Genomic DNA, 25393 nt, shown 5'->3' with positions numbered 1-25393 from the left:
ACATGGCACAGTTGTATTATCGTTATGGGACCATGAACTCTGGTAAGACGATTGAGATTCTCAAGGTGGCCTATAACTATGAGGAGCAAGGAAAAGGTGTTGTGATTATGACCTCAGCTCTTGATACTCGTGACGGTGTTGGCTATGTGTCGAGTCGTATTGGCATGAAACGCCCTGCCATTGCGATTGAGGAAACAACTGATATCTTCGGCTATATCCGAGACCTATCAGAAAAACCTTACTGTGTGTTGGTTGATGAGGCCCAGTTTCTTAAGTGTCATCATGTTTACGATCTAGCTCGTGTTGTTGATGAGTTAGACATACCTGTCATGGCTTTTGGTTTGAAAAATGACTTTCGCAATGAACTGTTCGAAGGTTCCAAGTATCTCCTGCTCTTAGCAGACAAGATTGACGAAATCAAGACCATCTGTCAGTATTGTAAGAAAAAGGCAACTATGGTTTTGCGTACACAGGATGGACTGCCCGTTTACGATGGAGAACAGATCCAGATTGGTGGTAATGAAACCTATATCTCGGTTTGCCGTAAACATTATTTTGCCCCTGAAATCAATAAGGAGAATGAAGAAAAATGAACATCTATGATCAACTACAAGCTGTAGAAGACCGTTATGAAGAACTAGGAGAGTTGCTCAGTGACCCAGATGTGGTTTCGGACACCAAGCGTTTCATGGAACTTTCGAAAGAAGAAGCTTCCACTCGTGACACCGTAACAGCCTACCGTGAGTACAAACAAGTCCTTCAAAACATCGTTGACGCTGAAGAAATGATTAAGGAATCAGGTGGAGATGCGGACTTGGAAGAAATGGCCAAGCAAGAGCTCAAAGATGCCAAGGCTGAAAAAGAAGAGTACGAAGAGAAATTGAAAATTTTGCTGCTTCCAAAGGATCCAAATGATGACAAGAATATCATCCTTGAAATCCGTGGAGCAGCTGGTGGAGACGAAGCAGCACTTTTCGCTGGAGATCTTTTAACCATGTACCAAAAGTATGCGGAAGCCCAAGGCTGGCGCTTTGAAGTCATGGAAGCTTCTATGAATGGTGTCGGTGGTTTCAAAGAAGTCGTTGCCATGGTTTCAGGTCAATCTGTTTACTCTAAACTCAAGTACGAATCTGGTGCTCACCGTGTGCAACGTGTCCCTGTGACAGAAAGCCAAGGTCGCGTACATACTTCGACAGCGACAGTTCTTGTCATGCCTGAAGTGGAAGAAGTTGAATACGATATTGATCCAAAAGACCTTCGTGTCGACATCTATCATGCATCAGGTGCTGGTGGACAGAACGTCAACAAGGTTGCGACTGCCGTTCGTATCGTTCACTTGCCAACCAATATCAAGGTTGAGATGCAGGAAGAACGTACCCAGCAGAAAAACCGTGAAAAAGCCATGAAAATCATCCGTGCACGTGTGGCTGACCACTTTGCTCAGATTGCTCAGGATGAACAAGACGCTGAGCGTAAGTCAACAATTGGTACTGGTGATCGTTCAGAGCGTATCCGTACTTATAACTTCCCACAAAACCGTGTCACAGACCACCGTATTGGATTGACCCTCCAAAAACTAGATACTATTTTATCTGGTAAATTGGACGAAGTTGTGGATGCCTTGGTGCTCTATGACCAAACACAAAAATTAGAAGAATTAAACAAATAATGAAATTAGCTCAATTATTTTCAGATTTTGAAGAAGAGTTGATAAGAAAAGGAGAGGAAGCAGAAAGCCTCTCTTTTGTCTATCGTAGTCTGAAAGACCTCACGTTTACAGACTTTGTTTTTGCCCTCCAGCAGGAAGTGACGGAAGAGGAAGAAGTATTTGTAAAAGGAATTTTTCAACAGTTAGCAGCTCATAAACCGGCACAGTATATCATTGGACAGGCAGATTTTTATGGAATGCAGCTAAAAGTGGATGAACGAGTATTGATCCCTCGTCCAGAGACAGAGGAATTGGTTGAGCTTATCCTAGCTGAAAATCCTGAGACGAATTTTTCAGTTCTGGATATTGGAACAGGTAGTGGAGCTATTGCTCTCGCCTTAGCAAAAAACAGACCAGATTGGTCAGTGACAGCAGCAGATATTTCCCAAGATGCTTTAGATGTATCCAGCGAAAATGCTAAAAATCAAAATCTTCAAATATTTTTAAAAAAATCTGACTGTTTTACAGAAATTTCTGAAAAATATGATATAATTGTTTCCAATCCACCCTATATCTCTCGTGAAGATGAGTCAGAGGTCGGCTTGAATGTTTTGCATTCGGAGCCTCATCTAGCTCTATTTGCAGATGAGGATGGCCTAGCTATTTACCGTAGAATTGCGGAAGATGCAAAAGACTATCTCAAAGATGGTGGTAAGATTTACCTTGAAATTGGATACAAGCAAGGTCAAAGTGTTCCTGAACTTTTTAGGAAACATCTTCCTGAAAAGCGAGTACGAACACTCAAGGACCAATTTGGTCAAGATAGGATGGTCGTGGTTGATGATGGACAGGATTAGACAAGAGTTGGAAAAGGGCGGAGCAGTCGTTCTGCCTACAGAGACGGTTTATGGTCTTTTTGCCAAGGCGCTAGACGAAAAAGCAGTTGACCATGTTTACCAGCTCAAACGTCGTCCTAGAGACAAGGCACTCAATCTCAATATTGCCTCTTTAGAGGATATCTTGCACTTTTCAAAGAATCAGCCAACTTATCTTCAAAAACTTGTAGAGACCTTTTTACCAGGTCCCTTGACCATTATTCTCGAAGCTAATGACCGAGTTCCTTATTGGGTCAATTCGGGTCTCGCAACGGTGGGATTTCGGATGCCTAGTCATCCCATCACGCTTGATTTGATTAGAGAGACGGGACCCTTGATTGGGCCGTCTGCCAATATTTCAGGTCAGTCAAGTGGTGTAACCTTTGAACAAATTCTGAAGGATTTTGACCAAGAGGTTTTGGGTCTAGAAGACGATGCTTTTCTAACTGGACAGGATTCGACTATTTTGGACTTGTCTGGAGACAAGGTGAAAATCTTACGCCAAGGGGCCATTAAGCGAGAAGATATTCTTGCTCAGTTGCCAGAGATTTCTTTTGAGGAGGAATGAGATGCTAAGAGATTTAAGAGAAACTGATGTGAACGCTATATGTGAGATCAACCAAGAGGCTTTGGGTTATTCTTTTAGTCCAGAGGACACGGCTAGTCAATTTGCTAGACTATCTCAGGATTCCCATCATTTCCTACTTGGCTATGAGAATGAAGCTAGTCATGCCTTGCTTGGATATGTCCACGCTGAGGTCTATGAATCACTTTATTCTAAAGCAGGATTTAATATTTTAGCTTTAGCAGTTTCACCTCAAGCGCAAGGTCAAGGTATTGGTAAAAGCTTATTACAAGGGTTGGAAGAAGAAGCAAAAAGACGTGGTTATGGGTTTATCCGCTTAAACTCTGCCGATCATCGTCTGGGTGCTCATGCATTTTATGAAAAAGTTGGTTATACTTGTGATAAAATGCAGAAACGGTTTATTTGCATCTTTTAGTTTGATTTTCTAATAAGAAAATTAAACTAATGGACTAGTCACACAATAAAAGGAGAAGACCTATGATTTTTGACAAAGATGATTTTAAAGCATACGATGCTGATCTCTGGAATGCTATTGCCAAAGAAGAAGAACGCCAACAGAATAATATCGAGTTGATTGCTTCGGAAAACGTAGTTTCCAAGGCTGTTATGGCAGCTCAAGGGTCTATCTTGACAAACAAATATGCCGAGGGTTACCCAGGCCGCCGTTATTATGGTGGAACGGATGTGGTAGACGTGGTAGAGACTCTTGCTATTGAACGCGCAAAAGAAATTTTCGGTGCAAAATTTGCTAATGTCCAACCTCACTCAGGAAGCCAAGCCAACTGTGCGGCTTACATGGCCTTGATTGGGCCAGGTGATACCGTTATGGGGATGGATTTAGCAGCAGGTGGACACTTGACCCACGGAGCTCCAGTTAGCTTCTCAGGTCAAACCTACAACTTTGTTTCTTATAGTGTAGATCCTGAAACGGAATTATTGGACTTTGATGCTATATTGAAGCAAGCCCAAGAAGTAAAACCAAAATTGATCGTAGCAGGTGCTTCAGCCTATTCTCAAATTATCGACTTTTCAAAATTCCGTGAAATTGCAGATGCCGTTGGTGCTAAGCTCATGGTAGATATGGCTCATATCGCTGGTTTGGTTGCGGCTGGCCTTCATCCAAGCCCAGTACCATACGCTCATATCACTACAACAACGACCCACAAAACCCTTCGTGGACCACGTGGTGGTTTGATTTTGACTAATGACGAAGAACTTGCTAAGAAAATCAATTCAGCTATTTTCCCTGGTATTCAGGGCGGCCCTTTGGAGCATGTTGTAGCAGCTAAAGCTGTTTCTTTCAAAGAAGTATTAGATCCAGCCTTCAAGGAATATGCTGCTAATGTTATCAAGAACAGCAAGGCTATGGCAGATGTTTTCTTGCAAGACACTGATTTCCGTATCATTTCTGGTGGGACTGAAAATCACCTCTTCCTAGTGGATGTGACTAAAGTTGTAGAAAACGGAAAAGTTGCCCAAAACTTGCTGGATGAAGTCAATATTACCCTAAATAAAAACTCAATCCCTTACGAAACCTTGTCACCATTCAAGACAAGTGGGATTCGTATCGGATCTGCAGCCATTACTGCGCGTGGATTTGGTGAAGAAGAGAGTCGCAAAGTGGCTGAACTCATCATTAAAACCCTTAAGAATGCAGAAAATGAAGCTGTCTTAGAAGAAGTGAGAAGTGAAGTCAAAGTGTTGACAGACGCCTTCCCATTATACGAGGACTAAAACTTTTATGGACATTTATATTAAGAAAGCCATTATTCACCAGTTCAGTCCGGCTGATACCGAGCTGTTCCTAGCGGATAAGCTTCTCAATATTACTCCAAAAATCGAAGAATACCTGCGTAAAAAAATTGAACGTGTGTATTCAGATGAAGCCAAGACTGGGATTTTCGAGGAAGAAAATCCCTTCTTCAATCACATCACAGACGATTTATTGGAGACATCAGTAACACTGGCTAATCTCTGGAAAGAGGAGTTTAGCATTTCTGAAAATCTCAAGACCAATGACTTGATTTTTGTGCAATTGTCTAAAGAAGGTGTGGAACATTTCGCTTTCTTGAGAATTGCCCTGCGTGAGACCTTGACTCACCTCGGAGGAGAAGTTGATAATCCAATCAAGCTGACTCAGAATAACCTGCCTGGATTTGGAACAGGGGCTGATGAGGCCTTGGTGGTTAATCTTCAGAGTCGCAAGTACCATCTGATTGAAAAACGAATCAAGTATAACGGGGCTTTCTTGAACTATTTTTCAGATAATCTTCTTGCTGTCGCTCCTAAGATTTCTCCTAAGAAATCTATCAAGGAATTGGAAAAAACAGCACAGCGCATTGCTGAGACTTTTAACACAGATGATTTTCAATTTCAATCCAAGGTCAAATCAGCGATTTTCAACAACCTAGAAGAAAGCAATGAATTGTCACCAGAGAAACTGGCCAATGACCTTTTTGACAACAATCTGACGGCTCGTTTGAGCTTTATTGACCAAGTCAAAGAAGCCGTACCAGAACCTGTTCAATTTGATGAAATTGATGCCAGTCGCCAATTAAAGAAATTTGAAAATCAAAAACTTTCCTTGTCAAATGGAATTGAGCTCATCGTTCCCAATAACGTCTATCAAGACGCCGAGTCTGTTGAGTTTATCCAAAACGACAATGGAACCTACTCTATCTTAATCAAAAATATCGAGGATATCCAAAGTAAATAATGTTTAAACGAATTCGAAGAGTGCTTGTACTAGCAGTCTTCCTTTTTGCTGGATATAAAGCTTACCGCATTCACCAAGATGTTAAGCAAGTTATGACCTATCAACCCATGGTGCGAGAAATCTTGAGTGAAAAAGACACCCCAGCAAACGAAGAGCTTGTGCTCGCTATGATTTATACCGAAACAAAAGGAAAAGAAGGCGACGTCATGCAGTCTAGTGAGTCTGCCAGTGGTTCCACCAACACCATAAATGATAACGCCTCTAGCATTCGGCAAGGCGTTCAAACTCTGACAGACAATCTCTATCTGGCCCAGAAGCAGGGTGTTGATGTCTGGACGGCTGTTCAAGCCTATAATTTTGGACCAGCCTATATCGATTTTATCGCCCAAAATGGCAAGGAAAATACCTTGGCTCTGGCCAAACAGTACTCTCGTGAGACTGTTGCTCCCTTGCTTGGTAATACCACTGGAAAGACTTATAGTTATATTCACCCTATTTCCATTTTTCACGGTGCTGAACTTTATGTAAATGGAGGAAACTATTACTATTCTAGGCAGGTTCATCTTAACCTTTACATCATCAAATGTTTCACTCTCTTTTCGACATCTGGCTAGCCCAGGTGTTTTTGTTATAAGTTTTCTTTAAGATAGATATATTACTCTAAAAAGGTAAAGGAGGGAATTCCCTATGAGAAAGAAACTCTTTCTGACCAGTGCTGCGGTCTTGTGGGCAGTAACAGCTATGAATAGCGCCCATGCAGCAACAGATGTTCAAAAAGTTATCGATGAAACCTATGTTCAACCTGAATATGTCCTAGGTTCATCATTGTCTGAAGATCAAAAAAATCAAACCCTTAAAAAACTAGGCTACAATGCCTCAACAGACACCAAAGAACTCAAGACCATGACACCTGATGTCTATTCTAAGATTATGAATGTGGCCAATGACTCTAGCTTACAATTGTATTCATCAGCCAAGATTCAAAAACTAGGTGACAAGTCGCCACTTGAGGTCAAGATTGAAACACCAGAGAACATCACTAAGGTGACTCAGGATATGTACCGAAATGCAGCAGTAACCTTGGGTGTGGAACATGCTAAAATCACTGTAGCAGCCCCTATTCCAGTTACAGGTGAGAGTGCTTTAGCAGGGATTTATTATTCTCTAGAAGCTAATGGAGCCAAGGTGCCACAAGCCAACAAAGATTTGGCTCAAGAAGAGCTAAAGGCTTTGTCCGATATCAATGCTGAAAACAAGGACAAAACAGGCTATGATGCTAATAAATTAAACGTTGCCTTAGCAGATATTAAGTCAGGACTCGCCAAAGCTAAAGAAAGTAAGGGAAATCTGACAGAGGAAGATGTCCGTAAAATTGTTGAAGATACCTTGAAAAATTACAAACTTGATCAGGTTATAACAGGAAACCAAATCAATATCATCATCAATTTTGCTTTGAATCTCTCAAAAAGTGATATTCTTAGCAATACAGACTTCACTAAAACTCTAAATGACCTTAAACAAAGTATTGTTTCACAAGCTGGCGACAGTTTTAAAAATATCAACCTTAACTTTGATGCTGATAAGGCGCTAGAGGACGGTGGGAACTTCTTAAGTTCCCTCTGGCAAGCCATTGTCAACTTCTTCAAGAGTTTTGGTTCTTAAGAAATTTCATGGTATAATAGATGGTAACCCTAACGTTGCCGTCTTTTTTGTCGGCCAATAGAAAGAGAAAATAATGTTAAAGAAAAATGATATTGTAGAAGTTGAGATTGTTGACTTGACCCATGAAGGGGCAGGAGTTGCCAAGGTGGATGGTTTGGTATTTTTTGTTGAGAATGCTTTACCGAGTGAAAAAATCCTTATGCGTGTCCTCAAGGTTAATAAAAAGATTGGTTTTGGGAAAGTTGAAGAATACCTTGTCCAATCACCACACCGTAATCAAGATTTAGATTTGGCTTACCTGCGTTCAGGAATCGCGGATTTAGGTCATCTTGCCTATCCAGAACAGCTCAAGTTTAAAACCAAGCAAGTCAAAGACAGTCTATATAAGATTGCTGGAATTGATGATATAGAGGTTGCTGAAACTTTAGGTATGGAAAATCCAGTCAAGTACCGTAACAAAGCACAGGTGCCTGTTCGTCGAGTGAATGGTGTTTTGGAAACAGGATTTTTCCGTAAGAATTCCCACGACCTCATGCCTTTGGAAGATTTCTTTATACAAGATTCTGTGATTGATGAGGTAGTAGTAGGTCTACGTGACTTGCTACGTCGTTATGATTTGAAACCTTATGATGAAAAGGAACAATCTGGCTTGATTCGAAATCTTGTGGTGCGTCGTGGGCACTATTCAGGGCAAATCATGGTCATTTTGGTGACAACTCGTCCCAAAGTTTTTCGTGTTGACCAATTGATTGAACAAGTCATCAAGCAGTTTCCAGAGATTGTGTCTGTTATGCAAAATATCAATGACCAGAACACTAATGCTATTTTTGGTAAGGAATGGCGTACGCTTTATGGACAAGATTTTATCACTGACCAGATGTTGGGAAATGACTACCAAATCGCTGGCCCTGCCTTTTATCAAGTCAATACTGAAATGGCTGAAAAACTTTATCAAACAGCTATTGACTTTGCTGAATTAAAAGAAGATGATGTGGTCATTGATGCCTATTCTGGTATCGGGACGATTGGTATTTCTGTTGCGAAACACGTCAAGGAAGTCTATGGTGTTGAAGTAATTCCAGAAGCGGTTGAGAATAGTAAGAAGAATGCTCAACTGAACAATATTTCAAATGCTAACTATGTCTGTGACACAGCTGAAAACGCCATGAAGAATTGGCTTAAAGATGGAATTCAACCAAGCCTTATCCTAGTTGATCCACCAAGAAAAGGACTCACCGAGAGTTTTATCAAAGCTAGTACCCAAACAGGAGCTAACCGCATCGCCTATATCTCATGTAATGTCGCAACCATGGCGCGTGATATCAAACTCTACCAAGAATTGGGATATGAATTGAAGAAAGTCCAGCCGGTTGATCTTTTTCCGCAGACGCACCATGTCGAATGTGTAAGCTTGTTGGAGAAACGTAGTTAATCCTTAAAAGGTTCCCCAAACCTTTTGAGTTCCGCAGACTTACCATGTTGAGGCAGTATCACTGCTTGTACAAGCTGAGGTATCAGCGAAGTAGAAGTAGATGCTCCATCTATGGGATAGGACTCGTAGAATGAAGAGGAAAACCGACGAAACGATAAGGTAAGTCCGAAACGCTCAGTGTGTAGCTTTGTTGCTAAAAGCGTAGAAACCTTTGAACGAAAGGAATAATAGACTTTCTGCGAAACAAAATATAATACAATAAAACTATGAATTCTGAAGCAAGTCAGCAATTAAGCGATAGCCGTTTCAAGAGCCTTGTAGGTGTTCAGCGCACGACTTTTGAAGAGATGTTAGCTGTGTTAAAAACAGCTTATCAACGTAAACGCGCAAAAGGTGGACGAAAACCCAAATTAAGCCTAGACGATCTCCTCATGGTAACTATTCAATACATGCGAGAATAGTGCACTTATGAACAAATTGCGGCTGATTTTGGCATTCACGAAAGCAACATAATTAGTCGGAGTCAATGGATTGAAGCAACTCTTATTCAAAATGGTTTTACGATTTCAAATTCTGCCTTAATTCTGTAAAAACAGTAAAATTCGAAGGATTGTAAGGTAAGAGTTTTTTTCTTTCTGAAAAAATGGTATAATAGCAATCAAAACTAGAAAATAAAACGGAATTTGGAACAGATTTGTCTGTATCCTAGTAGAGTGGTGATACTATGAAGATTAGTAAGAGGCACTTATTAAATTATTCCATCTTGATTCCTTACTTGCTTTTATCTATTTTGGGCTTGATTGTGGTCTATTCGACCACCAGCGCTATTTTAATTGAAGAAGGCAAGAGCGCCTTGCAATTGGTTCGAAACCAAGGAATCTTTTGGATTGTTAGTTTGATACTGATTGCCTTAATTTATAAATTGAGACTAGATTTTTTGAGAAATGAGCGACTAATCATTTTAGTTATATTGATAGAAATGCTTTTATTGTTCTTAGCTCGTTTTATTGGTATTTCCGTAAACGGGGCATACGGTTGGATTTCGGTTGCAGGAGTAACTATTCAGCCAGCTGAGTACTTAAAAATCATTATTATTTGGTATTTGGCTCACCGATTCTCCAAACAGCAAGAAGAAATAGCTATTTATGATTTTCAAGTTTTGACTCAAAATCAATGGCTTCCCCGTGCTTTTAATGATTGGCGATTCGTTCTCCTAGTTCTGATTGGAAGTTTGGGAATTTTCCCTGATTTAGGAAATGCGACTATTTTAGTCTTGGTTTCCTTGATTATGTATACAGTTAGTGGAATCGCTTATCGCTGGTTTTCAACCATTCTGGCCCTCGTATCTGCCGCTTCTGTCTTTTTCTTGACCACTATCAGCCTAATCGGTGTTGAGACCTTTTCAAAAATTCCAGTATTTGGCTATGTAGCCAAGCGCTTTAGTGCCTTTTTTAATCCTTTTGCCGATCGTGCGGATGCGGGTCACCAGTTAGCTAATTCTTATTTTGCCATGGTCAATGGCGGTTGGTTTGGTCTAGGTCTTGGGAATTCGATTGAAAAACGAGGTTATTTACCAGAAGCTCATACAGACTTTGTCTTTTCTATCGTGATTGAAGAATTTGGCTTTGTTGGTGCCAGTCTTATTTTAGCTCTCTTGTTTTTCATGATTTTGCGGATTATCTTGGTCGGTATCCGAGCGGAGAATCCTTTCAATGCCATGGTTGCACTCGGTGTCGGAGGGATGATGTTGGTTCAGGTATTTGTCAATATCGGAGGGATTTCGGGCTTGATTCCATCTACAGGAGTAACCTTCCCCTTCTTATCCCAGGGGGGGAATAGTCTTCTAGTCTTATCAGTGGCAGTGGCCTTTGTCTTAAATATTGATGCCAGTGAAAAACGCGCTAAGTTGTACCGAGAATTGGAAAATCAACCAATGAACCTTCTGTGAAGTAGAATAAAGAAAGGATAGTCTATGTCTCTTCAAAAATTAGAAAATTATAGTAATAAAAGTGTTGTGCAAGAAGAAGTATTGATTCTAACAGAATTGCTGGAAGATATTACTAAAAATATGCTTGCCCCAGAGACCTTTGAAAAAATCATGCAGTTGAAAGAATTATCAACGCAGGAAGATTATCAAGGTCTAAACCGTCTAGTGACTAGCTTATCAAATGATGAAATGGTCTATATTTCACGCTATTTTTCAATCTTACCTCTTTTGATTAATATTTCAGAGGATGTGGATTTAGCTTATGAAATCAATCATCAAAATAATATTGATCAGGACTATTTAGGTAAATTATCAACAACGATCAAAATGGTTGCTGAAAAAGAAAATGCCGCTGAAATTCTTGAACACTTGAATGTTGTCCCTGTTTTGACAGCCCATCCAACACAAGTGCAACGCAAAAGTATGTTGGATTTAACAAATCATATTCATAGTCTTTTGCGTAAATACCGTGATGTTAAGTTGGGGTTGATCAATAAAGAAAAATGGCACAATGATTTGCGTCGTTATATCGAAATTATCATGCAGACAGACATGATTCGTGAGAAAAAATTAAAAGTGACTAACGAAATCACGAATGCTATGGAATATTACAACAGCTCCTTTTTGAAAGCTGTACCTCATTTGACGACGGAGTATAAGCGCTTAGCGCAAGCGCATGGATTGAATTTAAAACAGGCTAAACCGATCACCATGGGAATGTGGATTGGTGGAGACCGTGATGGTAATCCCTTTGTTACAGCAGAGACCTTGAAACAGTCTGCACTTACTCAGTGTGAAGTCATCATGAACTATTATGATGAAAAGATTTACCAACTTTATCGTGAATTTTCTCTTTCAACTAGCATTGTCAACGTCAGCAAGCAAGTCAGAGAAATGGCTCGTCAATCCAAGGATAACTCGATTTACCGCGAAAAAGAGCTTTACCGTCGTGCCTTGTTTGATATTCAATCAAAAATCCAAGCAACAAAAACCTATCTGATTGAGGATAAGGAAGTTGGGACTCGCTATGAAACCGCCAATGATTTCTACAAGGATTTGATTGCCATTCGAGATTCTCTACTAGAAAATAAGGGCGAGTCCTTGATTTTAGGTGATTTTGTGGAATTATTGCAGGCAGTAGAGATATTTGGTTTTTACCTAGCATCAATTGATATGCGACAAGACTCTAGCGTCTATGAAGCCTGTGTGGCAGAACTCTTGAAATCAGCAGGAATTCATTCTCGCTATAGTGAGTTGAGTGAAGAAGAAAAGTGTGACCTTCTCTTGAAAGAATTAGAAGAAGATCCCCGAATTCTTTCTGCGACTCACGCAGAAAAATCAGAATTATTAGCAAAAGAACTAGCTATTTTTAAGACGGCTCGTGTTTTGAAAGATAAGTTGGGCGATGATGTCATCCGTCAGACCATCATTTCACATGCTACCAGCCTTTCTGATATGCTAGAATTAGCTATTCTATTAAAAGAAGTAGGATTGGTGGATACGGAAAGGGCGCGTGTTCAGATTGTTCCCCTTTTTGAAACAATTGAAGACTTGGATCATTCAGAGGAAACAATGAGAAAATATCTTTCTCTTAGCCTTGCCAAAAAATGGATTGCTTCACGCAATAACTACCAAGAAATCATGCTTGGTTACTCTGATAGTAATAAAGATGGCGGTTACTTATCATCATGTTGGACCCTTTACAAGGCTCAACAACAATTGACTGCTATTGGAGATGAATTTGGCGTTAAGGTTACCTTCTTCCATGGTCGTGGTGGGACTGTCGGTCGTGGTGGTGGGCCAACCTATGAGGCTATCACCTCTCAACCGCTCAAGTCTATCAAGGATCGTATCCGCTTGACGGAGCAAGGAGAAGTAATTGGCAATAAATACGGTAACAAAGATGCTGCCTACTATAACCTTGAAATGCTAGTATCGGCAGCTATTAACCGTATGATTACGCAGAAGAAGAGCGATACCAATACCTCAAATCGTTATGAAGCCATTATGGATCAAGTAGTGGACCGTAGTTACGATATCTACCGTGATTTGGTCTTTGGTAATGAGCATTTCTATGACTATTTCTTCGAGTCAAGTCCAATCAAGGCTATTTCAAGTTTTAATATCGGTTCTCGTCCAGCCGCTCGTAAGACGATTACTGAAATCGGTGGTTTGCGTGCCATCCCTTGGGTATTCTCATGGTCACAGAGTCGTGTTATGTTCCCTGGATGGTACGGAGTTGGTTCAAGTTTCAAGGAATTTATCGATAAAAATCCAGAGAATATTGCTATCTTACGAGATATGTACCAAAATTGGCCTTTCTTCCAATCGCTTCTTTCAAATGTTGATATGGTCTTGTCAAAATCAAATATGAATATTGCTTTTGAATATGCTAAACTTTGTGAAGACGAGCAAGTTAAGGCCATCTATGAGACTATTTTAAATGAATGGCAAGTTACTAAGAACGTTATCTTGGCTATTGAAGGACATGACGAACTCTTAGCTGACAATCCATATCTAAAAGCTAGTCTGGATTACCGTATGCCTTACTTTAATATTCTCAACTATATTCAGTTAGAGTTGATTAAACGCCAACGTCGTGGAGAATTGTCCAGTGATCAAGAACGATTGATTCATATCACCATCAACGGAATTGCAACAGGATTGCGTAATTCAGGCTAATCATTTTCAAAAGTGAAGATGAAAAAAATTCTAATAGACTATTGACAAGTAGTTTAAAAATGATATAATTTAACCATTCAGAAAAGTAATCGTACAAACTTTCAAGAGAGTCTGTGGTAGCTGAAAACAGATAAGTGGCGATGATGAAAATTGGGCTGAATGTTATTTAGAATTTGAAATCATAAAAATTCGGTGAGCACACCTTACAGTGCATCTCGTTATTGCGAGACAGAGCGATAGGGAAATTCCCTATAATTGAGGTGGTACCGCGCATCGACGTCCTCACACAAGTTTTTTGTGTGAGGATTTTTTTGATGGAGGTTAGTATGGAAAGAAAACGATGGCGTCGCTTGTTTATACTCAATGAAAATCAAAGTACAAACTAGGAAGCTAGCCGCANNGACGAAGTCAGTAACCATAGCTACGGCAAGGTGAAGCTGACGTGGTTTGAAGAGATTTTCGAAGAGTATTAGATAAGTGAAGTATTTTAAAGGAATTAAAAAGGAGAAATAGAATGAAAAATAAACGTTTAATTGGAATTATCGCTGCATTAGCAGTCTTAGTAGCAGGAAGCTTGATTTACTCTTCAATGAATAAATCAGAAGCTCAGAATAATAAGGATGAGAAGAAAATAGCCAAGATTGGTGTGCTTCAATTTGTGAGCCATCCATCCCTTGATTTGATTTATAAAGGGATTCAAGACGGACTTGCAGAAGAAGGATATAAAGATGATCAAGTTAAAATCGATTTTATGAACTCAGAAGGTGACCAAAGTAAGGTTGCGACAATGAGTAAACAATTGGTTGCAAATGGCAATGACCTTGTGGTTGGTATCGCAACACCAGCTGCTCAAGGTTTGGCTAGTGCCACAAAAGACCTACCGGTTATCATGGCTGCTATTACAGACCCAATTGGTGCTAACTTGGTTAAAGATTTGAAAAGACCAGGTGGCAACGTTACAGGGGTATCTGACCACAATCCAGCTCAACAACAAGTTGAACTCATCAAGACCCTGACACCGAATGTGAAAACAATCGGAGCTCTTTACTCAAGTAGCGAAGACAATTCAAAAACACAGGTCGAAGAATTTAAGGCTTATGCTGAAAAAGCAGGTCTGACAGTGGAAACATTTGCAGTTCCTTCAACAAATGAAATTGCCTCAACTGTCACTGTTATGACTAGCAAGGTAGATGCTATTTGGGTTCCAATTGATAACACCATTGCATCAGGATTTCCAACGGTTGTCTCTAGCAATCAAAGTTCTAAGAAACCAATTTATCCAAGTGCGGCAGCTATGGTAGAAGTAGGTGGTTTGGCATCCGTTGTAGTTGACCAACATGACCTTGGTGTGGCAACTGGAAAAATGATTGCGCAAGTTCTGAAAGGTGCAAAACCAGCTGATACCCCAGTCAATGTCTTTTCAACTGGTAAGTCAGTGATTAATAAAAAAATAGCACAAGAACTAGGTATTACTATTCCTGAGTCTGTTCTCAAAGAAGCAGGACAAGTCATCGAATAAATAAGGTAGGGAGGAGGAGACTCTTCCCATTTTTTAAAAAGATGAATATAGAAAGGATTAAATAAAATATGATTGTTTCCATTATTTCTCAAGGATTTGTTTGGGCTATTCTAGGTCTGGGAATCTTTATGACATTTAGGATTTTAAACTTTCCAGATATGACAACAGAAGGTTCCTTCCCTCTTGGGGGAGCTGTTGCTGTCACTCTGATAACCAAAGGCGTGAACCCTTTTTTAGCGACACTGCTTGCTGTAGGAGCAGGTTGTTTGGCTGGAATGGTGGCAGGACTTCTTTATACAAAAGGGAAGATTCCAACCTTGCTCTCAGGGATTTTGGTGATGACTTCCTGTCACTCTATCATGCTCTTGATTATGGGACGTGCAAATTTAGGCTTGCTTGGAACCAAGCAAATTCAGGATGTTTTGCCTTTTGATTCGGATTTGAATCAACTTTTGACAGGTCTTATCTTTGTCAGTCTTGTCATTGCTCTCATGCTCTTTTTCTTGGACACCAAACTCGGACAAGCCTATATTGCTACAGGTGACAATCCTGATATGGCTAGAAGTTTCGGGATTCATACTGGACGCATGGAGCTCATGGGCTTGGTCTTATCAAATGGTGTGATTGCCCTTGCAGGCGCTCTCATTGCCCAGCAAGAAGGGTATGCTGATGTATCTCGAGGAATCGGGGTTATCGTTGTGGGGCTTGCAAGTTTGATTATTGGAGAAGTTATTTTCAAGAGTTTGAGTTTGGCAGAACGTCTGGTTACCATCGTTGTAGGTTCTATCGCTTATCAATTCTTAGTGTGGGCGGTTATTGCGCTTGGCTTTAATACAAGTTACCTTCGTTTGTACAGCGCCGTGATTTTAGCAGTCTGCCTCATGATTCCAACATTTAAGCAAACCATCTTGAAAGGAGCCAAGTTAAGCAAATGACAGCAATTGTAGAATTAAAAAATGCAACCAAAATCGTTAAAAATGGCTTTGATGAAGAAAAGATTATTTTAAATGATGTTTCCTTAGAAATTTTTGAACGGGACTTTATCACGATTTTGGGCGGAAATGGTGCTGGGAAATCAACCCTTTTTAACACCATTGCAGGAACCTTGTCCTTAATCAGTGGAACCATCCGTATTTTAGGTGAGGATGTTACCAAGTTTTCACCAGAGAAGCGCGCTAAGTATCTGTCTCGAGTCTTCCAAGATCCAAAGATGGGAACAGCTCCTCGTATGACAGTGGCAGAGAATCTCTTGATTGCCAAGTTTCGTGGTGAAAAGCGTGGATTGTTACCAAGACGTCTGGCTAGCTATAAGGATGAGTTTCAGGCTACAATTGAAAAAGTAGGAAATGGTCTTGAGAAGCATTTGAATACACCGATTGAGTTTTTATCAGGTGGTCAAAGACAAGCCTTGAGTCTCTTGATGGCAACCTTGAAGCGTCCTGAATTACTCTTGTTAGACGAGCATACTGCAGCTCTTGATCCAAAGACCAGTGTTTCCCTTATGGAATTGACAGATGAATTTGTTAAGAATGACCAGCTGACAGCGCTTATGATTACTCATCATATGGAAGATGCTCTTAAGTATGGCAATCGATTAATTGTCATGAAAGAAGGACGGATTATACAAGATTTGAACCAAGAAGATAAAGCAAAAATGAAAATCTCTGATTATTATCAGCTCTTTGAATAAAGTAAGGAAAATGAGTGAAATGGTTTACTTTTTTTCTGAAATAAAGTATACTATATAAAGTAAGCTATGATAACATGGAGGTATTGTGTATGGTTGACAAACAAGTCATTGAAGAAATCAAAAACAATGCCAACATTGTGGAAGTCATAGGAGATGTGATTTCTTTACAAAAGGCAGGACGGAACTATCTAGGGCTCTGTCCTTTTCATGGTGAAAAAACACCTTCTTTCAACGTTGTAGAGGACAAGCAGTTTTACCACTGTTTTGGTTGTGGTCGCTCAGGTGATGTCTTTAAATTCATCGAGGAGTACCAAGGGGTTCCCTTTATGGAGGCTGTCCAAATCTTAGGTCAGCGTGTTGGGATAGAGGTGGAAAAACCGCTTTATAGTGAGCAGAAGCCAGCCTCACCTCACCAAGCTCTTTATGATATGCACGAAGATGCAGCCAAATTTTATCATGCTATTCTCATGACAACGACTATGGGAGAAGAGGCCAGAAACTACCTTTATCAGCGTGGTTTGACAGATGAAGTGCTCAAGCATTTTCGGATTGGTTTAGCACCTCCAGAACGAAATTATCTCTATCAACGTTTGTCTGGTCAGTATCGTGATGAGGATTTCCTAGATTCGGGACTGTTTTATCTCTCGGATGCTAATCAATTTGTAGATACCTTTCACAATCGGATTATGTTTCCCCTGACAAATGACCAAGGAAAGGTTATTGCCTTCTCAGGTCGTATCTGGCAGAAAACGGATTCACAAACTTCTAAGTATAAAAATAGCCGATCGACTGCAATTTTTAACAAAAGTTACGAATTATATCATATGGATAGGGCAAAAAAATCTTCTGGAAAAGCCAGTGAGATTTATCTGATGGAAGGATTCATGGATGTCATTGCAGCCTATCGGGCTGGAATAGAAAATGCTGTCGCATCTATGGGAACAGCCTTGAGTCGTGAGCATGTTGAGCATCTGAAAAGGTTAACCAAGAAGTTAGTTCTGGTATACGATGGTGATAAGGCTGGGCAAGCTGCGACATTGAAAGCGCTGGACGAAATTGGTGATATACCTGTGCAAATCGTCAGCATGCCTGATAACTTGGATCCAGATGAGTATCTACAAAAAAATGGACCAGAAGACTTGGCCTATCTATTAACAAAAACTCGTATTAGTCCGATTGAGTTTTACATTCACCAGTACAAGCCTGAAAACAGTGAAAATCTGCAGGCCCAGATTGAGTTTATTGAAAAAATAGCTCCCTTGATTGTTCAAGAAAAGTCTATCACTGCTCAAAACAGCTATATTCATATTTTAGCTGACAGTCTGGCATCCTTTGATTATGCCCAGATTGAGCAGATTGTTAATGAAAGCCGTCAGGCACAAAGGCAGAATCGCATGGAAGGGGTTTCCAGACCGACGCAAATCACTATGCCTGTCACCAAGCAGTTATCGGCTATTATGAGGGCAGAAGCTCATCTACTTTATCGAATGATGGACTCCCCTCTTGTTTTAAACGATTACCGTTTGCGAGAAGACTTTTCATTTAACACACCTGAATTTCAGGTCTTATATGACTTGCTTGGCCAGTATGGCAATCTTCCTCCAGAAGTTTTAGCAGAGCAGACAGAGGAAGTTGAAAGAGCTTGGTACCAAGTTTTAGCTCAGGATTTGCCTGCTGAGATATCGCCGCAGGAACTTAGTGAAGTAGAGATGACTCGAAACAAGGCTCTCTTGAATCAGGACAATATGAGAATCAAAAAGAAGGTGCAGGAAGCTAGCCATGTAGGAGATACAGATACAGCCCTAGAAGAATTGGAACGTTTAATTTCCCAAAAGAGAAGAATGGAGTAATAATGGCAACAAAACAAAAAGAAGTAACAACATTTGACGTACAGGTAGCAGAATTTATCCGTAATCATAAGCAAAAAGGGACAGCAACAGATGATGAAATCAATGCAAGTCTGGTTATTCCTTTTACCTTGGACGCTGATGGGATTGAAGATCTCTTGCAACGGATTCAGGATGCAGGGATTTCTATCACAGATAACGAAGGAAATCCAAGTGCGCGTGTTCTTAGCAATGAAGAAGAACCAGAACTCAGCGATGAGGACTTGATTGGGTCAACTTCTGCTAAGGTCAATGACCCTGTCCGTATGTACTTGAAAGAAATAGGGGTCGTTCCTCTCTTGACCAATGAAGAGGAGAAAGAGTTGGCACTGGCTGTTGAAGCTGGTGATATCGAAGCCAAACAACGTCTTGCGGAAGCCAATCTTCGTTTGGTTGTTTCCATTGCCAAACGCTATGTCGGTCGTGGTATGCAGTTCCTTGACTTGATTCAAGAAGGAAATATGGGCTTGATGAAGGCGGTTGACAAGTTTGACTATTCTAAAGGATTCAAGTTCTCAACTTACGCAACTTGGTGGATTCGTCAAGCAATCACTCGTGCTATTGCGGATCAAGCTCGTACTATTCGTATCCCAGTTCACATGGTTGAAACGATTAACAAGCTTGTTCGTGAACAGCGTAATCTCCTTCAAGAATTGGGACAGGATCCAACGCCAGAACAAATCGCTGAACGTATGGATATGACACCTGATAAGGTTCGTGAAATCTTGAAGATTGCTCAAGAACCGGTATCCCTTGAAACACCGATCGGTGAAGAGGATGATAGCCACCTTGGGGATTTTATCGAAGATGAAGTGATTGAAAATCCAGTGGACTATACAACTCGTATCGTCTTGCGTGAGCAGTTGGATGAGGTCTTGGATACTCTTACAGACCGTGAAGAAAATGTTCTGCGTCTACGTTTTGGACTAGATGATGGAAAAATGCGCACCCTTGAAGATGTGGGTAAAGTCTTTAATGTCACTCGTGAGCGTATCCGTCAGATTGAAGCCAAGGCTTTGAGAAAACTACGCCAACCAAGTCGTAGCAAACCGCTTCGTGATTTTATTGAAGACTAAGAGTGAGGAAAATATGGCTTATACAGAAGAGCAAATTGAAAATATCAAAACACGAATTTTATCAGCCTTGGAAGAAGTTATCGACCCTGAGTTGGGAATCGATATTGTCAATCTTGGTTTGATTTATGAGATTCGTTTTGACGGCGACACAGGGCAAACAGAGATTGATATGACGTTGACAACTATGGGATGTCCTCTAGCAGACCTTTTGACGGATCAGATTTATGATGCTATGACAGAGGTGCCAGAAGTAACGGATACTGAGGTCAAATTAGTCTGGTATCCGGCCTGGACAGTTGAAAAAATGAGTCGCTATGCACGCATTGCCCTAGGCATTAAGTAAACATATAAAAGCATGTGAGAGACCGTTGGAAAAGTGAGGAAATTTCCCCCTCTTTTCCTCTAGTCTCTCCTTTCTTTTGCTGATTTTATTCAAAGAAAATGATATAATAGTAGTTATGGAAAAAAAGAAATTACGCATCAATATGTTGAGTTCAAGTGAGAAAGTAGCAGGACAAGGAGTTTCAGGTGCTTACCGTGAATTAGTTCGTCTTCTTCACCGAGATGCAAAGGACCAATTGATTGTTACAGAAAATCTTCCAATAGAGGCAGATGTGACTCACTTTCATACAATTGATTTCCCCTATTATTTATCAACATTCCAAAAGAAACGCTCAGGGAGAAAGATTGGCTATGTGCATTTCTTGCCTGATACACTTGAGGGAAGTTTGAAAATTCCATTTTTCTTAAAGGGAATTGTGAAACGCTATGTATTTTCTTTTTACAACCGGATGGAGCACTTGGTGGTGGTCAATCCGATGTTTATCGAGGATTTGGTGGCAGCTGGTATTCCACGTGAAAAAGTGACTTATATTCCTAACTTTGTAAACAAGGAAAAATGGCATCCACTTCCACAAGAAGAGGTAGTCAGACTGCGAACAGAGCTAGGTCTTAGTGACAATCAGTTTATCGTAGTAGGTGCTGGTCAAGTTCAGAAACGCAAAGGGATTGATGATTTTATCCGTCTGGCTGAGGAATTGCCACAGATTACCTTTATCTGGGCTGGCGGTTTCTCTTTTGGTGGCATGACAGATGGTTATGAACGCTACAAGAAAATCATGGAAAATCCACCTGAAAATTTGATGTTTCCAGGCATTGTATCGCCAGAGCGGATGCGCGAATTGTATGCTCTAGCGGATCTTTTCTTGTTGCCTAGTTACAATGAGCTCTTTCCTATGACTATTTTAGAAGCTGCGAGTTGTGAGGCTCCTATTATGTTGCGTGATTTAGATCTCTATAAGGTGATTTTGGAGGGAAATTATCGGGCGACAGCGGGTAGAGAAGAGATGAAAGAGGCTATTTTGGAATATCAAGCAAATCCTGCTGCCTTAAAAGATCTCAAAGAAAAGGCTAAGAATATTTCCAGAGAGTATTCTGAAGAGCATCTGTTACAAATCTGGTTGAACTTTTATGAGAAACAAGCCGCTTTAGGGAGAAAGTAAAAAGTGAGGTAATCTATGCGAATTGGTTTATTTACAGATACCTATTTTCCTCAGGTTTCTGGTGTTGCGACCAGTATTCGAACCTTGAAAACAGAACTTGAAAAGCAGGGACATGCTGTTTTTATCTTTACGACGACAGATAAGGATGTCAATCGCTACGAAGATTGGCAAATTATCCGCATCCCAAGTGTTCCCTTCTTTGCTTTTAAGGACCGCCGCTTTGCCTATCGAGGTTTTAGCAAGGCACTGGAAATTGCCAAACAGTACCAGTTAGATATTATCCATACCCAGACAGAATTTTCTCTTGGCTTGTTGGGGATTTGGATTGCGCGTGAATTGAAGATTCCAGTTATCCATACCTATCATACCCAGTACGAAGACTATGTGCATTATATTGCTAAGGGAATGCTGATTCGTCCGAGTATGGTCAAGTATCTGGTCAGAGGTTTCCTTCATGACGTGGATGGGGTTATTTGCCCGAGTGAGATTGTTCGTGATTTACTATCTGACTATAAGGTCAAGGTTGAAAAACGGGTCATTCCAACTGGGATTGAATTAGCCAAGTTTGAACGTCCAGAAATCAAGCAAGAAAATTTGAAAGAACTGCGTAGTAAACTAGGGATTCAAGATGATGAAAAGATGTTGCTGAGTCTTTCGAGAATTTCCTATGAAAAAAATATTCAAGCAGTTTTAGCAGCCTTTGCTGATGTTCTGAAAGAGGAAGACAAGGTTAAACTGGTAGTAACTGGGGATGGCCCTTATCTGAATGACCTCAAAGAGCAAGCCCAGAACCTAGAGATTCAAGACTCAGTCATCTTTACAGGGATGATTGCTCCTAGTGAGACGGCTCTTTACTATAAAGCGGCGGATTTCTTCATTTCGGCATCGACAAGCGAAACGCAAGGTTTGACCTACTTGGAAAGCTTAGCTAGTGGGACGCCTGTCATTGCTCATGGAAATCCTTATCTGGACAATCTGATCAGTGATAAAATGTTTGGAACCTTGTACTATGGAGAACATGATTTGGCTGGAGCTATTCTGGAGGCCCTGATTGCAACACCAGACATGAATGAGCATACCTTATCAACGAAATTATACGAGATTTCAGCTGAGAACTTTGGAAAACGAGTGCATGAATTTTATTTGGATGCCATTATTTCAAATAATTTCCAGAAAGATTTAGCTAAAGATGATACGGTCAGTCAGCGAATCTTTAAGACAGTTTTGTATCTTCCGCAACAGGTGGTTGCTGTACCGGTAAAAGGATCAAGACGAATGCTAAAGGCATCAAAAACACAGCTGATTAGCATGAGAGATTATTGGAAAGACCGTGAAGAATAGAAAGAGGACAAGCTATGAATAAACGATTAATGAGAAGTGGTCGTGACAAAAAGATTGCTGGTGTTTGTGCCGGGGTGGCCCATTATCTAGATATGGATCCAACTATTGTTCGAATCATTTGGGGTGTCCTTGCTTGCTGTTACGGAGCTGGAATTGTAGCTTATATCATTTTATGGATTATTGCACCAGTAGCAACTGACTATTGAAAACTAGCTGAATTCATGCTAAGATAATAGAAAATAGAATGTAACGAAGGAGATAAAAATGGCATTTGGAGATAATGGAAAACGTAAAAAAACGATGTTTGAGAAATTAACCTTGCTTATCGTGCTTATCATGTTAGTAGCAAGTATTTTGGGTATTTTTGCAACTGCAATTGGTGCCCTCAGTAATCTATAAAAAGATTCAAGAAAATTTTGTGACTGGGATTTCCCAGCCCTTTTTTAAAGTGAGAAGAAAAAATGAGTATGTTTTTAGATACAGCCAAGATTAAGGTCAAGGCTGGTAATGGTGGTGATGGCATGGTTGCCTTTCGCCGTGAAAAATATGTCCCTAATGGCGGTCCTTGGGGTGGTGATGGTGGACGTGGAGGTAATGTGGTTTTCGTTGTAGACGAAGGACTACGTACCCTCATGGATTTCCGCTACAATCGTCATTTCAAGGCTGATTCTGGTGAAAAAGGAATGACCAAAGGAATGCATGGACGTGGTGCTGAGGACCTTATAGTTCGAGTACCACAAGGTACGACTGTTCGTGATGCAGAGACTGGCAAGGTCTTGACAGATTTGATTGAACATGGACAAGAATTTATCGTTGCCCACGGAGGTCGTGGTGGTCGTGGAAATATCCGCTTTGCAACACCAAAAAATCCTGCACCTGAAATCTCTGAAAATGGGGAACCAGGTCAGGAACGTGAGTTACAATTGGAACTAAAAATCTTGGCAGATGTTGGTTTAGTAGGATTCCCATCTGTAGGGAAATCAACACTTTTAAGTGTTATCACATCGGCTAAACCTAAAATTGGTGCCTACCACTTTACGACCATTGTGCCAAATCTAGGTATGGTTCGCACCCAATCAGGTGAATCCTTTGCAGTAGCCGATTTGCCAGGTTTGATTGAAGGGGCTAGTCAAGGTGTTGGTTTGGGAACTCAGTTCCTCCGTCACATTGAGCGTACCCGTGTCATCCTTCATATTATTGATATGTCAGCTAGCGAAGGACGTGATCCTTATGAGGATTATCTTGCCATTAACAAGGAGTTAGAGTCATACAATCTTCGTCTCATGGAGCGTCCACAGATTATTGTAGCTAACAAAATGGACATGCCTGAGAGTCAAGAAAATCTTAAAGAATTTAAGAAAAAATTGGCTGAAAACTACGATGAATTTGAAGAGTTACCAGCTATCTTCCCAATATCTGGTTTGACCAAGCAAGGTCTGGCTACGCTTTTGGATGCTACAGCTGAATTGTTAGACAAGACACCAGAATTCTTGCTTTACGACGAGTCCGATATGGAAGAAGAAGCTTACTATGGATTTGACGAGGAAGAGAAAGCCTTTGAAATTAGCCGTGATGACGATGCGACATGGGTACTTTCTGGTGAAAAACTGATGAAACTCTTTAATATGACCAACTTTGATCGTGACGAATCAGTCATGAAATTTGCCCGCCAACTTCGTGGTATGGGAGTTGATGAAGCCCTTCGTGCGCGTGGTGCTAAGGATGGGGATTTAGTCCGCATTGGTAAATTTGAGTTTGAATTTGTAGACTAGGAGATTGATATGGGAGATAAACCGATATCTTTCCGAGATGCGGATGGCAACTTTGTTTCCGCTGCAGACGTTTGGAATGAAAAGAAATTGGAAGAACTGTTTAATCGTCTCAATCCAAATCGTGCCTTGAGGTTGGCACGAACTAAAAAAGACAATTCATCTCAGTAAAGAAGATAAAAAAATCCCGTGTCTGATCAGACACGGGATTTTGTGGTACGACGGGCATGTATAGCAAACTGAATCTGGAATAGCACAGCATATCTTCTAAAATATTGTTATCAATTGATTTGAATTTTAAAATTAAATTGTTTGATTCTTATTTCACTTTGTTATAGTATATCTGATGTCAAAGTTCTCGGCGAGTCAAATAGCGATTCCCAAGCCTGACTATCGTGAGGTAGCGGGTTAAAACGGTCTGGGGATAGACCGTTTTAAGTCTGTCGCTGGAAATAAGAATCGTCAGAGGAAGGGATAGCGAAATCGTGGCTCTACGAACAGGAACGTGATAGTAAGGTGTATATAGTGGATAAGGGGGCTCAGAACTCTAAATTCCAAAAAGGTAGTACATAAAGCACGAGAGTAATTGAATTCGTACTAAGATTTCCTATTTTCACTGTAACCTTTTAACGTCCTCATATCTTGTATAAACGAGGATAGATGTACGACTTATCCCGTGAGGTCTATCACTATAAAGAGAAAACGACAGATAGAAGTGATCCTGAGTCACGGTTATCTTTAAAATAGATTGTCTGATAGGATGCTAGCCTGAAAACGTCTTGTTCATGAAATATAGGACGGTATGTATAAAACGCTTCTGTGAACTGAGAGAAGGGGGAGAAGTTCTTTCTAAAGTTTAGTTGAACAGCCGTATTCCGATACTTAGATAAGGGAGCTAGTCTTAGCTCCTACTCGATTTCAGGGGACAAAAAAGGGGTAATAGCGCTTCGAGAAAGATTATACTCAAAATCTCTTCAAACCACGTCAGCGTCGCCTTGCCGTATATATATGTTACTGACTTC

General features: G+C 40.5%; 24 protein-coding genes, 1 pseudogene and 1 other annotated feature. All 25 genes and pseudogenes read left to right on the top strand.

The features are described from left to right. Nucleotides 1–2 precede the first annotated feature (2 nt). A complete protein-coding gene (locus tag HT736_RS00860) occupies nt 3–593 on the top strand; it encodes a thymidine kinase (RefSeq protein ID WP_054392867.1) in 591 nt (196 codons plus the stop codon). Continuing rightward, the gene (gene prfA, locus HT736_RS00855) at nt 590–1669 is read left to right on the top strand and encodes a peptide chain release factor 1 (protein ID WP_001028815.1); all 1080 of its coding nucleotides are present in this window, start codon (nt 590–592) and stop codon (nt 1667–1669) included. Before HT736_RS00860 ends, prfA begins: the two co-directional genes overlap by 4 nt. After that, the gene (gene prmC, locus HT736_RS00850; protein ID WP_054392868.1) at nt 1669–2505 is read left to right on the top strand and encodes a peptide chain release factor N(5)-glutamine methyltransferase; all 837 of its coding nucleotides are present in this window, start codon (nt 1669–1671) and stop codon (nt 2503–2505) included. The genes prfA and prmC overlap by 1 nt, the downstream gene beginning before the upstream one ends. Next, nucleotides 2489–3091 (top strand): L-threonylcarbamoyladenylate synthase, encoded by a 603-nt coding sequence (locus HT736_RS00845; protein WP_054392869.1) that lies wholly within the window; start codon nt 2489–2491, stop codon nt 3089–3091. Before prmC ends, HT736_RS00845 begins: the two co-directional genes overlap by 17 nt. A 1-nt stretch (nt 3092) precedes the next feature. Beyond that, nucleotides 3093–3524, top strand: coding sequence for a GNAT family N-acetyltransferase (locus HT736_RS00840; RefSeq protein WP_023932691.1), 432 nt, complete (start codon nt 3093–3095; stop codon nt 3522–3524). A 62-nt stretch (nt 3525–3586) separates the two neighbouring features. Continuing rightward, on the top strand, nt 3587–4843 hold the full coding sequence (gene glyA / locus HT736_RS00835; RefSeq protein ID WP_023932689.1) for a serine hydroxymethyltransferase: 1257 nt from the start codon (nt 3587–3589) through the stop codon (nt 4841–4843). A 7-nt stretch (nt 4844–4850) separates the two neighbouring features. Next, entirely contained in the window at nt 4851–5825 is a 975-nt protein-coding gene (locus HT736_RS00830; protein WP_000356087.1) for a nucleoid-associated protein, read from the top strand. Continuing rightward, on the top strand, nt 5825–6439 hold the full coding sequence (gene pmp23, locus HT736_RS00825; protein WP_000476369.1) for a cell wall hydrolase Pmp23: 615 nt from the start codon (nt 5825–5827) through the stop codon (nt 6437–6439). Before HT736_RS00830 ends, pmp23 begins: the two co-directional genes overlap by 1 nt. 73 nt (nt 6440–6512) lie before the next feature. Beyond that, nucleotides 6513–7487, top strand: a complete 975-nt coding sequence (locus HT736_RS00820) for a DUF1002 domain-containing protein (RefSeq protein ID WP_001227752.1) — start codon at nt 6513–6515, stop codon at nt 7485–7487. 73 nt (nt 7488–7560) lie between these two features. After that, nucleotides 7561–8919: a 23S rRNA (uracil(1939)-C(5))-methyltransferase RlmD gene (rlmD, locus tag HT736_RS00815; RefSeq protein ID WP_172930656.1), complete on the top strand. Its 1359-nt coding sequence runs from the start codon at nt 7561–7563 to the stop codon at nt 8917–8919. 266 nt (nt 8920–9185) lie between these two features. Beyond that, nucleotides 9186–9500, top strand: a pseudogene (locus HT736_RS00810) (transposase family protein); the annotation flags it as partial. Nucleotides 9501–9643: 143 nt separating this feature from the next. Further along, on the top strand, nt 9644–10867 hold the full coding sequence (locus tag HT736_RS00805) for an FtsW/RodA/SpoVE family cell cycle protein (RefSeq protein WP_000703355.1): 1224 nt from the start codon (nt 9644–9646) through the stop codon (nt 10865–10867). 24 nt (nt 10868–10891) lie between these two features. Further along, nucleotides 10892–13588 carry a phosphoenolpyruvate carboxylase gene (ppc, locus tag HT736_RS00800; protein ID WP_172930655.1) on the top strand — a complete coding sequence of 899 codons (2697 nt, stop codon included), beginning with the start codon at nt 10892–10894 and terminating at the stop codon, nt 13586–13588. 69 nt (nt 13589–13657) lie between these two features. Then, nucleotides 13658–13875, top strand: a binding site (T-box leader). A gap of 227 nt (nt 13876–14102) precedes the next feature. Further along, a complete protein-coding gene (trpX, locus tag HT736_RS00795; protein WP_054388335.1) occupies nt 14103–15107 on the top strand; it encodes a tryptophan ABC transporter substrate-binding protein in 1005 nt (334 codons plus the stop codon). Between the two features lie 68 nt (nt 15108–15175). Next, on the top strand, nt 15176–16042 hold the full coding sequence (locus HT736_RS00790) for an ABC transporter permease (protein ID WP_000637230.1): 867 nt from the start codon (nt 15176–15178) through the stop codon (nt 16040–16042). Beyond that, nucleotides 16039–16797, top strand: coding sequence for an ABC transporter ATP-binding protein (locus tag HT736_RS00785; RefSeq protein WP_172930654.1), 759 nt, complete (start codon nt 16039–16041; stop codon nt 16795–16797). Before HT736_RS00790 ends, HT736_RS00785 begins: the two co-directional genes overlap by 4 nt. Before the next feature lie 89 nt (nt 16798–16886). After that, nucleotides 16887–18647 carry a DNA primase gene (gene dnaG, locus HT736_RS00780; protein WP_138700466.1) on the top strand — a complete coding sequence of 587 codons (1761 nt, stop codon included), beginning with the start codon at nt 16887–16889 and terminating at the stop codon, nt 18645–18647. A 2-nt stretch (nt 18648–18649) separates the two neighbouring features. Continuing rightward, on the top strand, nt 18650–19759 hold the full coding sequence (gene rpoD, locus HT736_RS00775) for an RNA polymerase sigma factor RpoD (protein ID WP_000201900.1): 1110 nt from the start codon (nt 18650–18652) through the stop codon (nt 19757–19759). Between the two features lie 13 nt (nt 19760–19772). Further along, entirely contained in the window at nt 19773–20102 is a 330-nt protein-coding gene (locus HT736_RS00770; RefSeq protein ID WP_000331925.1) for a metal-sulfur cluster assembly factor, read from the top strand. 115 nt (nt 20103–20217) lie between these two features. Beyond that, entirely contained in the window at nt 20218–21261 is a 1044-nt protein-coding gene (gene cpoA / locus HT736_RS00765; protein WP_166727866.1) for an alpha-galactosylglucosyldiacylglycerol synthase, read from the top strand. A gap of 15 nt (nt 21262–21276) precedes the next feature. Beyond that, nucleotides 21277–22602: a glycosyltransferase family 4 protein gene (locus HT736_RS00760; RefSeq protein WP_172930653.1), complete on the top strand. Its 1326-nt coding sequence runs from the start codon at nt 21277–21279 to the stop codon at nt 22600–22602. Nucleotides 22603–22631: 29 nt separating this feature from the next. Next, nucleotides 22632–22808 carry a PspC domain-containing protein gene (locus HT736_RS00755; RefSeq protein WP_031233512.1) on the top strand — a complete coding sequence of 59 codons (177 nt, stop codon included), beginning with the start codon at nt 22632–22634 and terminating at the stop codon, nt 22806–22808. Between the two features lie 58 nt (nt 22809–22866). Next, the gene (locus HT736_RS00750; RefSeq protein ID WP_000863852.1) at nt 22867–23001 is read left to right on the top strand and encodes a DUF4044 domain-containing protein; all 135 of its coding nucleotides are present in this window, start codon (nt 22867–22869) and stop codon (nt 22999–23001) included. A 62-nt stretch (nt 23002–23063) separates the two neighbouring features. Next, a complete protein-coding gene (gene obgE, locus HT736_RS00745) occupies nt 23064–24374 on the top strand; it encodes a GTPase ObgE (protein WP_054388343.1) in 1311 nt (436 codons plus the stop codon). 9 nt (nt 24375–24383) lie between these two features. Next, nucleotides 24384–24542: a hypothetical protein gene (locus HT736_RS00740; RefSeq protein WP_050314293.1), complete on the top strand. Its 159-nt coding sequence runs from the start codon at nt 24384–24386 to the stop codon at nt 24540–24542. The last annotated feature ends 851 nt before the right edge of the window (nt 24543–25393 follow it).

Origin of the sequence: Streptococcus sp. 339, assembly GCF_013277285.1 — a bacterium.
In the GTDB taxonomy this organism is placed as follows: Bacteria; Bacillota; Bacilli; order Lactobacillales; family Streptococcaceae; genus Streptococcus; species Streptococcus pseudopneumoniae.
Note: the sequence above shows the minus strand (reverse complement) of the source record. Positions and strands in the feature narration are given on the sequence as shown.